A 10649-nucleotide genomic window follows, 5' to 3' on the forward strand; every position below is an offset into this window, starting at 1 on the left:
GCATACTAGGGGTCGTTTTAGGGGTCGTGCTGTTGCTATTCCTACTGGGCTACATCTAGCGGGCGTGAGTACTCAGGCGCTGACAGACGGTCGCGATCGCGCCTTCCCCCCCGACATTCCCCGGAAATAGCACCACCGGTAAATTGGGAAACTGGGGATGGTCGGCGGGCGTTCTCACCACCGACACCCCAGGCAAAACCTGCCCCAACAGCCGGGCTGAGGTCAGCGCCAGCCCCCGGCTGAGGGTGTCGTTAGACGTAATTCCGCCTTTGCTGATCAGAAAAGCGATATCCGCAGGCAGCCCCCGCACAATGTCCATCAGCAGGGTTGAAACCGCCGCCCCAAAGGCCAGGCGAGTCTCCTTATCCCCAAACGTCAGCTCCTGACGGCTGGTGTAAATGGCAGGCGTCTGGCCCTGGTCATAGGCCGTATTCACAGCCGCCAATACCTGCTCCAAAATATCGGCATGGGCCTGAGCATCGGCCTTGAGCCGCACGACGTCTACTTCAATGCCGACCACATGAGGCAGCTGGAGCAGCTGTTTGAGCTGCTGAGTGGTTTTCTGCACGTGAGAGCCGACCAAGATCGCGCCCGGATGCGTGCCGCGAGCATACTGACCCATATCTGCCGCCGCGACCGGCTGCGGCGGCAGATTGGCCAGGGAGGTCAGCAAGCTGGCGGCGCTACGAAAGAGAAAGCGCTGGCCCCGGGCAGCAGCGGTGAGCAGATCCTGGGCAAAGCGGTCCATATCCTGCTGGGTTTCGGCATCGACGGCGACGCAGACATTGTCCTGAAGCTGCATTAGCCGCTCCAAGGTGCCCTGGCGAATGTCCTCCAGCCGAAACTGCTCGACCTGCTCGGCGGCAATCTTACCCTGGGTCTTTTCGGCCACATAGTCGGGCAGGTAGCTGTGGTGGTAGCCAAAGACCGAATCCTGCGCAAACTCGGTCTCATGGACCGGCGTCCGGCGATCGCCCGATTGAATGTAGTGCGTACTGTCAACGGTCACCCGCCCGCCCTCAAAGAAGGCCGGGGTCATAAAGTGAGCGTCGAAGGGGCCGAGCTCGGCGGCAATTACGTCGGTTTCAATCGGGTAGTGCCCCCGCAGGGTAGAGTCCGAGCGGCTGACCAAGAGAAATTCTGTGGTGTGAGTATTTTTGAGCGCCTGCTGGAGATTCTGACAGACAGCGCGGGTGACCGCTGCCGCCTCGCCCGGCGGCAGCGCGCGGGTGTTGGTCAGCACAAAGAAAATCGGCGATTCGTCTTGCAGCCCCAGCTCCAGCGTATCTACCTCCCACTTCAGCAGCAGCAGACAGCTGTGGACGGTCTGAGAGCCGGTCGGATCGTCGTCGAGCACAATAATCTTGGGCTGATCGGTCATCAGACGCCTCACGCTAAAATGTCACCTTATTACAGAGTACCTGCTCAGGGATCGGCGAGAGGGCTGGGAGGGATGATGACAGGGATGTAAATGAATAGTGGCCGGGCTAACGCTTTGGCGGCGAGATCGCGTTTTCATCCAGCAGGTCTTTATTTTCGCCGACCCATTTCACAATCGCTTTGGCAATAGAGGCTTTCATCTTGATTGCCCGCACGGCGCGATCGGGGTCAATTTGGTTCAGCGTTTCGGGATGGGACAGATCAAACATATCGGTGAGGACCAGTTCAATCTGATTGAATTCGGCTTCTAGCTGGGTAAAAACATCTAAAAAATAGAGGGCGGTATCCCAGTGGGGGGGATTGATTTTTAATTCCTGGCTATTCGTCCAAAGCGTATTCACAGAATGAGTTTCCTTGATTCGTTGGGGGCTGCATAGGTCTTCTACCCTCTATTTGCCCGCAGAAACGCACTCTGCCGCTATAAAATTTTCAAGATTTACGCTTTCTAGTCAGTTCGCGGCTGCATGGGTTAAGCCAAGGTAAAGAAAGATACCGACCCAATCCTTGAAGGGCAGACCTTCAGACCTGCCCCGAATCAGAAATATTTTTATAGACCTGCCCGAAATAGGCCAGAGGGAAAGAGGGGTTCAGTCAGATTTAGCCAAATCGACCGCTGACGTACCGCTGGGTGGATTCTTCCTGAGGTTGGCTGAAGATCCGCTCGGTGGGGCCGTACTCCACTAGGAAGCCGTAGCGCTTGCCGTCATCAGACGCCTCGGCGTTGAAGAAAGCCGTTTCATCGGCAACCCGGGTGGCCTGCTGCATATTGTGGGTGACGATGACAATCGTGTAGTCATTGGTCAATTCCTGGAGCAGGTCTTCCACCTTCAGGGTCGAAATCGGGTCCAGGGATGAGCAAGGCTCATCCATCAGAATCACGTCCGGGGTAGTCGAAATGGCGCGAGCGATGCAGAGCCGCTGCTGCTGACCGCCAGATAGGGAAAGGCCGTTGGCCCCGAGCTTGTCTTTCACCTCATCCCAAAGAGCCGCCTGGCGAAGCGATTTTTCGACCAGTTCATCCATATCATCGATCTGCATACCCGTGACCCTAGCCCCGTAGGCTATGTTGTTGTAAATCGACTTGGGAAAGGGGTTGGGCTGTTGAAAAACCATGCCGATCCGCCGCCGCACCGCGACCGGATCCACATCGTCAGCAAACAGATCCTGGTCGTGATAGTAGGCTTTACCCTTTAGATGGAAGCTGGGAATCAGGTCGTTCAGGCGATTAAAGCAGCGCAGCAGGGTGCTCTTGCCGCAGCCAGAAGGCCCGATGAAAGCCGTGATTTTGCGCGGCTGAATCTCCATGCTCACACCGCGAACGGCGAGAAAATCGCCGTAGTAAATGTTGAGGTCCTCAGTCCGAAAAACCGGTTCTTTAGATTTTTGGTCCTGGGCGTTAGACTCAGCGGTATGGCTAGAATTCATGGTCGTTGATCTCTGATAAAAAGGTGTATTGAACGGGGTGAGGGATGTAACAGCAAGATGGAAGCCCGCTAGTAAACCTGCTTGCGGGTGGCCCAGCGAGACAGAATGCTGGTCAGCAGCACGATTAGGACCAGAATCAGGGAAGCGGCCCAGGCTAGCTCCCGCTGATTTTCGTAGGGCACCGCGGCAAAGTTGTAAACCAGTACGGATAGGGAAGCAATGGGGCTAAGCAGGTCATCGGTCCAATACTGGGCAAACAGCGCCGTAAAGATGAGAGGCGCCGTTTCCCCCGCCGCCCGGGCGACAGCTAGGGTCAGGCCGGTTGCGATCGCGGGCAGGGCCGCCGGTAGCACCACCCGCAGCACCGTCTGAAACTTCGATGCACCCATCCCCAGCGACGCCCAACGGACGGACTGGGGCACAATTTGCAGCGACTCATCGGTCGTGCGGACGATAATCGGCAGCATCAGTACCGCCAGGGCGGCACCGCCCGCGATCGCGGAAAAGCCAAAGAACGGCAGCACCAGCAGACCGTAGATAAATACCCCCATCAGAATCGAAGGGACGCCGCTTAGCACGTTGGTCGCGAACCGAATCCAGCGGGGTATCTGCCCGGAGCTGAATTCGGCCAGATAAATGGCTGCTAGAACGCCAAAGGGGACGCTAATCAAAGCCCCAATGGCAACCATGATCAGCGTTCCGGCTAGGGCATTGGCAAAGCCCCCCTCATTTGCCGAAAGGGGCGGCGGTGGTAGTCGGGTAAAGGCTGCAACATCGAGCCGGGAAAATCCTTGGACCAGGACGTAGGCGATAACTAGAAAGAGGGGGACGAGCGCCGTGAGCAGACAAAGCCCCGCCACAACGGTCCAGGCTGTCTCGCCAAGCGATTGGCGAGAGCCTTTTTTTCGGGTGATGTTCTTGGCATTCTGATCGGGCTGCCGGGAGTCGGCCTGAGAATGGGAAGTCATAGGTTTTGGTGAGGCAGTTTAGCGAGACGGGCGTAGAGGATTAATCCAAAAGCATAGGCAGCAGCTTAATAGGGCTTGAGCTTCCGAATGATCAGCTCAGCCAGCACATTCACAATCAGCGTCATCAAGAATAGGACCAGCCCGGCATACATCAGCGCGGCCACCTGGAGGCCGCTGGCTTCAGCAAACTGATTTGCCATCAGAGACGCGATCGTATTGGCTGGAGCCAAAATCGAAATATTGAAGTTATTCGAGTTGCCAATCAGCAGGGTCACCGCCATGGTTTCTCCTAAGGCTCGGCCTAGGGCCAGCATGGTGCCGCCGATGATGCCAGAGATGCCCGCCGGAATCAGCACCCGAAAAATGGTCGTCCAGCGGGTCGCACCCATGCCCATCGACGCCTGCCTGAGGCTGGGCGGCAGGGAAGTCAGAGAATCGCGAGAAATTGCCGTAATCACCGGCAAAATCATCACGGTGAGGATAATCCCCGCCGGCAGCATCCCAGGGCCAATGTAATCTGTCCTAAAGAGCGGAAACCAGCCCAGGGTATCGTGCAGCCAGCCGCCAATGGGCTTCAGGAAAGGAATGAGCACGTAGATTCCCCAAAGGCCATAGACCACGCTGGGAATCGCTGCCAGCAGCTCGACCATAAAGGCCAGCGGGGTACGAATCTTAGCGGGCAGAAAATCTTCGCTGAGAAAAATAGCTGTACCGACCCCCAACGGAAACGCCAGCAGCAGTGCGATGAAAGAGCTCACCAGCGTCCCGTAGATCATCGGCAGCGCGCCGTAGACGCTCTCTACTGGGTTCCAAGCGCTTGTATAGATAAAGCTCAGCCCAAATTCGCGAATTGCTGGCCAAGCATTGATTGTGACCTGAATGCCAATAATCACTAGGACAGCTGCTACCGCTAGCGCAAAGCCCTGGGTCACTATCCGAAAACCCCGATCGAGCCACTTGGATTGACCCGATCGAGCGGGGATAGCGGCTTGAGAACTATCGTTGTAAGCGGGTGCGGTCATGCCGGGATACCAATCGGATTGGGAGGGGGACAGGGCAAACTAGGTCAGAAGATTCAGATCAGCTAATTGGCCTACAGGATTATAGGAAATCAAGGTAAAGAGAACATTAACAGCGGAAGGGCTATGTTTTCTGCTGTTCTGGCCTGAAAGCGCTTTTACGCATTCCTTCTCGACAGCTTCTACTTCACAGACAACTGTCTTGGAGGGTATGGAGTCGGGTCACCTCCATCAACAGCCGTATCGCTTGTGCTTATGGAATTGAGCGCTGACATCGTCATTCGCTCCAACCGGTGATCAGCGATTATGTTCCTTATGAAAAAAACATCTACCGAGAGCAAGATTATTGTTCGGAACTCAAGCGACGAAGGATAGAAACGCTATAAGCTTTCCTAATACTGACTGGGCAGGCTGGGTTTTGTTAACCTTCTCTTTACGATACCCACCTATGATTGCTACGAAATAGTTAAGGAACGCAAACTCAGACATGGTACTGCTTAAAAAGTTTGACCCCAAACAAAAAATGCTCTTTGCCGCCTTCGCGGCGCTAGCGCTCGGCACCGCTGGCTGCGCTACCGATACGTCGGAAGCGCCAGCCCCTTCAGAGGACGCCGGAGCGGCCGGTGAAACTACCTCAGACTCCGGTGGACAAGAGTTTGATATGACGCTGAACGGTGCGGGTGCCTCTTTCCCGGCGCCGCTCTATCAGAGCTGGTTCTCTAAAATTCAGCAGGACGTCTATCCGGGGCTGAAGATCAACTATCAGTCCGTTGGTAGTGGTGCTGGGGTTGAGCAGTATCTGGCCGGAACCGTTGACTTTGGCGCTAGCGATGCGCCGCTGACGGACGAAGAAAAGTCACAGTTCAGCAGTCAGTATGGGGCAGACCCGATTCAGGTACCGATGACGGGCGGTCTAGTGGTCTTTGCCTACAATCTGTCGGGCGTTGACAATCTACAGCTCAGCCGCGAAGACTACTGCGGCATTGTGAGCGGTGACATTACGAGCTGGGACGACCCGGCGATTGTCGAAGCGAATCCCGATGCCGAGTTGCCCAGCGAACCGATTAATTTTGTCCACCGCTCTGACGGCAGCGGTACCACCTTCCTATTTACGAATCACATTCAAGCCGCCTGCCCCAATTGGACTGCGGGAGCGGCAAAGACCGTAGACTGGCCCGTGGGCGTCGGCGCTAAGGGTAATGAAGGCATTGCCGCTCAGATCCAGCAAACCAATGGCTCTATCGGCTACGTTGAGTATACCTACGCCAACGAAAATAATATTTCGATGGCAAGCCTGGAGAATCAGGCAGGTAACTACATCGAGCCGTCGCCTGAAGCGGGTGCAGCCGTTTTAGAGGGGCAGGAAATTCCTGACGATTTTGCCTTGACCGTTCCCGACCCGGAAGGCGATCAGGCTTATCCGATTGTCGGCCTGACTTGGATGCTGCTCTACCCGGAGTATGACGACCCTCAAAAAGCCGAGGCGATCAATGCCATGGTTGAATGGGCTCTGCAAGAGGGAGACGAGCAGGCAACGGAACTGGGCTATATTCCTCTGACCGAAGGCGTGCAGGAAAGCGTCGTGAGCACCGTCAAGGAGCAGGTTAAGTAGGTCAAATTGGCCCAAGCTATCTTCACATTGCCTACGGGCGAATGATTCAGCTCAACTTCTGGGGTTGCCTTTTGGGGCAGCCCTTTTGTCTGTTGGGCCAGTCAGGGACTATAGTACGGTTGTCCAGAGCTGGGCTTGAGCAGGCGATGCAGATCCTTTCGGTTACGCTGACCAATTTCAAGACTCACCGCGATCGCCATTTTGAATTTCAGCCTGGTACAAACGCCATCTGCGGCGAAAACGGCGCGGGCAAGTCCAGCATTCTAGAAGCGATCGCCTGGACCCTGTTTAACTACCAGGGCAGCTACCGGCAGGAAGACCTGATCCGCAACGGCAGCAGCAGCGCCCAGGTGAGGATTGCCTTTGTTTCTAGCCGCGATGGTCGCACCTACGACGTGCAGCGCAGCACCGGTAAGGGCTATGTCCTATTTGACCCGCAGCTCAATCAGCGGCTGCCCTACACCCACTATAAAGAGGACGTTGCCCCCTGGCTGCGGCAGCATCTGGGCGTCCCCCCCGGCACCGATCTGAGCCAGCTGTTTGCCAATACCATCGGCGTCCCCCAGGGCACCTTCACCGTTGACTTTTTGCTCAGCCCGGAAAAGCGCAAGCCAATTTTTGACACCGTGCTCAAGGTAGAGGAATACCGGGCCGTATTTACCCAGACCAACGGCCTGCGCAAATACGCCGAGGCCCAGTCGCAGCGGCTGAAGGATCTGATCGCCCAGTACGAAGAACGCCTGGAGTCCTGGGAGGGCTTGCAGACCCGCCATCAGGCCATGCAGCAGGCGATCGCGCAGGCCGAAACCCAGCTCCAGCAGCTGCAAACCCAGCTCCAGCAGCTGCAAACCCAAAGGCAGCAGCTCCAGGCCCAGCAGGCCCAGCTTCAGCAGGTGCAGCAGCAGCTCCAGACCTTGATGAACCAGGCCGAAGCCCAGCGGCAGCGGCAGCAGATGCTCGACCAGGCCCGGACGCGATCGCAGCAGGCCCTCACCCTCTGCCAGACCCATCAGCCTGCCCACGATGCCTTTCGCGCCGCCGAAGCCCAGCTTCAGGTATTGGCCCAGCAGCAGCAGCAGCAAAAAGCTTTGCTCACCCAGCAGCAGCAGCAGCAAAAAGCTCTGACTCAGCGGCAGGACGACCTCACCCGGTTTCAGCTCCAGCTAGAGCAGTTTGAGCAGACCGAGGTCGAGCTGCAGGGGCTGGCCGCTGCCGTTCAGCAGCAGCAGCAGCTCGAAGCCCAGCAGCAGCAGGTGACGCAGCAGCAGCAGGCACTAGCCCAGGTGCGTTTGCAGCAGCAGCAGGCGACGGCCCAGCAACAGAATCTAATTCAGGAAATCGACCAGATTGACCAGAAAATCCAGCAGCTCCAGGCGCTGAGCCCAGCGGTGGAGCCGATTCCCGAGTGGGAGCAGCAGCGCGATCGCGTCCAGCGGCAGCTCAGCCGCATCGCCGCCGCCCAGCAGTTTGCCGCCGACCTAGAAACGCTCTTGGCCAGCGGCCAGCAGCAGCAGCAGGACTATCAGCAGCAGGTTTCGGTCGCTTTACAGCAGCTAGAAGCCCTACCGGCGGAGGGAGCAAGTGCGGCTGCGGTAATTGAGTCGGTACGCAGCGTGATCGCCACCGGCCAGCGGCTGACCCAAGCTAGCCTCAACGGCATTCAGGAAATTTTGCAAGACCTGACCGGCCAGGTTGATCAGGCTCGTTTAAATCAGCAGCTAACGGACTTGCAAACCCGTTTGCAGCAGGGCTACCGCCAGCGAGCCGAGCTGTCCACCCTGGCAGACCGACAGGCCCAGCGATCGCAGCGATCGCAGCAGCAGCGGCAGCTAGAAACTGAGCTGGCTGAACTGGCCCAGACCCTGACGGCAGAGCCCGAGCTCAAAGCTCAGCAGGCCGAGCTGTCCCAAAGCCTCCAGCAGCTGAATAATCCCCAGGGCCGCAGCCGTCTACTGCAAGACCAGCTGAAGCAGCAGCCTAAAGTGCGGCAGCAGTACAGCCAGATGCAGAAAACCCAGACCGACTTAGAGCAGCGGCTGAAAGCGCTAGAAATAGAACTACAGGCGTTTGCAACGCTTGACGCCGAAGTTCAGCAGCAGCAGCAGCACCGACAGACCCACCAGGCCGGGTATCTGCTTTATATCCAAAATCAGCAAACGGCAGAACAGCTGCCCCAGAATGAGGCCGACTTTCAGGGCGCGATCGCGACACTCACCCAGCTCCAAACCCAAATCGACGCCCTCCAAAACCGCCATCAAACCCTCTCCGACGGCTTTGACCCGCAGGCTCTGGCCCAGCTAGAGCAGCAGTGTAGCGAACTCAAGTCCCAGGCCGACCAGCTCAGCGGCGGCCTACCCCAGCAGCGTCAGCTCGAACAGGAGCTGGCTAGCCAGATTGCGGCCCTGCAGGCGACCGCCGAGAAACGCGATCAGGCTCAGGCCGACCTGAAGCAGCGCGATCGCACCAAGCGCTTTATCAACTTTGCCCGTAAGGTTTACAAAACTGCCGGACCCCGGATTACCGAACGCTACGTACAGAACGTCTCCCGCGAAGCTGACCGGCTGTTTCGCGACCTGCTCAACCGGCCCAATGTCGCCCTCACCTGGACCCGGGACTACGAAATCATCGTGCAGGAAGGCGAGCACCGCCGCCGCTTTGTGAATCTATCCGGCGGCGAGCAAATGTGTGCGGCCCTAGCGGTGCGCCTGGCCTTACTGAAGGTGCTAGCCGATATTGACGTGGCCTTCTTTGACGAGCCAACCACGAATATGGATCGGCAGAGGCGCGAAAGCCTGGCCGAAGCGATCGGACGCATCCGCGCCTTCAAGCAGCTCTTCGTCATCAGCCACGATGACACCTTTGAAAAAGTCACCGAAAACGTCATCATCGTAGAGCGAGACGGCGATGCCTAAACTCGGCTGACTTTTACGGAATAGGCCATGGCACTATTATTCTGGTCTGGGGTACTGCTCGTCTCGGTGTGGGCGGCCCACTGGGGCTCAGACAAGCTAGCGGTGCCGTTGGAAAAGCTGCAGCGGCAGTGGGGTTTGAGTGAGGCAGCGGGAGCCGCCTTTGTCGCCTTGGCCACGGCCAGTCCCGAGATCGGCACCAATACGGCCAGCGCGGTGCAGGGACTGTCGGACATTGGCCTGGGCAATCTGCTGGGCAGCAACATTATTTCTGTCCCCGCGATTGTCACCGTGGCTTTCCTGGCGTCGCGCACCGAAGGCAGCGGGCAGAAACAGCGGCCCGAGCTACAGGTTAAAGTGGAGGCGCTGACGATACAGGCGCTGCCCTATATCGCCATCATTATTCTGGCCGCCATTCTGACTGTACCGCCTGCCTGGCGCGGGCTTCAGCCTGTAGACGGCTGGATTATGCTGGCAGCCTATGCGGTCTACGTGGCTCAGGCCATTTTGCGACAGCGACAGCGGGGGCAGCGGGTGCGGTGGGGTCGGAGGGAAATTGCGATCGCCCTCCTCGGTGTCCTCGTCCTCGCTTTGGGCGCCTATTTTGTAGTGACGGCAACCGAGAAAATCGTCTCGATCCTGGGCATTTCCGAACTGATCGGCGGCCTGTTCATCACCTCTACCCTCAGCATTGCGCCGGAAGTTTTCGCCACCTGGAGCGTCGCCCGCAGCGGTCAGGTGACGGCGGCCACCGCCAGCGTGATTGCTGACAATACGGCGACGATGACCCTGGCCTTCTTTCCCCTAGCGCTGGTGACCCTGCCGATTGAGAATATGCTTCTGTATAGCGTCAACCTGGCCTTTGTCGCCATCTTTGCCCTGCTGTACGCCGCCTTTATCCAATGGGGAAAGCTGGCCCACAGCTTTGAGCGTTGGGAAGTGCTGACGCTGATTGCTGTTTATCTCATTTATTTAGCAGTCATTGTGTTCGGCGTATTCAGGGATTTGTTGCATGAATTGAGAAAGGGACAGGGGTTTCCCATCTCGGTCGTTTTCTAGGCTGCAACGCGGTAGCTATCAGGCATTCCGAGCTGCGTCATCCGGTTGAGCGCCTTACATTCAATCATCAACTCGGTGGTTTGAGCTGCTATCTTTCTGGCACACACCTCACCTGTGAAAACGGTTTTGAGTCGGTACATCCCCGTCTCGCTGAGCGAACGGCGGTGATAGTTGACTTCTTCTTTCCAAGCTGAGCGATCCACTTTGCGGATGCGTC

8 protein-coding genes and 1 pseudogene are annotated in these 10649 nt (G+C 57.4%); 3 read left to right on the forward strand and 6 right to left on the reverse strand.

Features of this window, described 5'->3' with window-relative positions; translation table 11 throughout:
- Positions 1-55: 55 nt before the first annotated feature.
- The 5 genes from IQ241_RS17455 to pstC form a co-directional block, all read right to left on the reverse strand.
- Positions 56-1381 (reverse strand): four-carbon acid sugar kinase family protein, encoded by a 1326-nt coding sequence (locus IQ241_RS17455; protein ID WP_193909619.1) that lies wholly within the window; start codon positions 1379-1381, stop codon positions 56-58.
- Between the two features lie 106 nt (positions 1382-1487).
- The gene (locus IQ241_RS17460) at positions 1488-1781 is read right to left on the reverse strand and encodes a hypothetical protein (protein WP_193909621.1); all 294 of its coding nucleotides are present in this window, start codon (positions 1779-1781) and stop codon (positions 1488-1490) included.
- 256 nt (positions 1782-2037) lie between these two features.
- Positions 2038-2865 carry a phosphate ABC transporter ATP-binding protein PstB gene (gene pstB, locus IQ241_RS17465; RefSeq protein ID WP_193909623.1) on the reverse strand — a complete coding sequence of 276 codons (828 nt, stop codon included), beginning with the start codon at positions 2863-2865 and terminating at the stop codon, positions 2038-2040.
- A gap of 68 nt (positions 2866-2933) precedes the next feature.
- Positions 2934-3833: a phosphate ABC transporter permease PstA gene (gene pstA, locus IQ241_RS17470; RefSeq protein WP_193909625.1), complete on the reverse strand. Its 900-nt coding sequence runs from the start codon at positions 3831-3833 to the stop codon at positions 2934-2936.
- Between the two features lie 65 nt (positions 3834-3898).
- The gene (pstC, locus tag IQ241_RS17475) at positions 3899-4855 is read right to left on the reverse strand and encodes a phosphate ABC transporter permease subunit PstC (protein WP_193909627.1); all 957 of its coding nucleotides are present in this window, start codon (positions 4853-4855) and stop codon (positions 3899-3901) included.
- A gap of 484 nt (positions 4856-5339) precedes the next feature.
- Between pstC and pstS the strand changes: the two genes are divergently transcribed.
- The 3 genes from pstS (at position 5340) to IQ241_RS17490 (ending at position 10432) form a co-directional block, all read left to right on the forward strand.
- The gene (gene pstS / locus IQ241_RS17480; RefSeq protein WP_228021803.1) at positions 5340-6464 is read left to right on the forward strand and encodes a phosphate ABC transporter substrate-binding protein PstS; all 1125 of its coding nucleotides are present in this window, start codon (positions 5340-5342) and stop codon (positions 6462-6464) included.
- Between the two features lie 146 nt (positions 6465-6610).
- Positions 6611-9376 carry an AAA family ATPase gene (locus IQ241_RS17485; RefSeq protein WP_193909629.1) on the forward strand — a complete coding sequence of 922 codons (2766 nt, stop codon included), beginning with the start codon at positions 6611-6613 and terminating at the stop codon, positions 9374-9376.
- A gap of 27 nt (positions 9377-9403) precedes the next feature.
- Positions 9404-10432, forward strand: a complete 1029-nt coding sequence (locus tag IQ241_RS17490; protein ID WP_193909631.1) for a sodium:calcium antiporter — start codon at positions 9404-9406, stop codon at positions 10430-10432.
- Here IQ241_RS17490 and IQ241_RS17495 read toward each other — a convergent pair.
- A pseudogene (locus tag IQ241_RS17495) lies at positions 10429-10649 on the reverse strand (IS5-like element ISLesp5 family transposase); the annotation flags it as partial. The gene IQ241_RS17490 and the pseudogene IQ241_RS17495 sit on opposite strands and share 4 nt — an antisense overlap.

Source organism: Vasconcelosia minhoensis LEGE 07310 (assembly GCF_015207255.1).
In the GTDB taxonomy this organism is placed as follows: Bacteria; Cyanobacteriota; Cyanobacteriia; order Phormidesmidales; family Phormidesmidaceae; genus Vasconcelosia; species Vasconcelosia minhoensis.

Bases quoted from the DNA above. Each gene is read 5' to 3' on its own strand.
- pstA (WP_193909625.1), bottom strand. From the start codon at position 3,833: ATGACTTCCCATTCTCAGGCCGACTCCCGGCAGCCCGATCAGAATGCC.
- pstS (WP_228021803.1), top strand. From the start codon at position 5,340: ATGGTACTGCTTAAAAAGTTTGACCCCAAACAAAAAATGCTCTTTGCC.
- IQ241_RS17455 (WP_193909619.1), bottom strand. From the start codon at position 1,381: ATGACCGATCAGCCCAAGATTATTGTGCTCGACGACGATCCGACCGGC.
- pstB (WP_193909623.1), bottom strand. From the start codon at position 2,865: ATGAATTCTAGCCATACCGCTGAGTCTAACGCCCAGGACCAAAAATCT.
- pstC (WP_193909627.1), bottom strand. From the start codon at position 4,855: ATGACCGCACCCGCTTACAACGATAGTTCTCAAGCCGCTATCCCCGCT.
- IQ241_RS17485 (WP_193909629.1), top strand. From the start codon at position 6,611: ATGCAGATCCTTTCGGTTACGCTGACCAATTTCAAGACTCACCGCGAT.
- IQ241_RS17490 (WP_193909631.1), top strand. From the start codon at position 9,404: ATGGCACTATTATTCTGGTCTGGGGTACTGCTCGTCTCGGTGTGGGCG.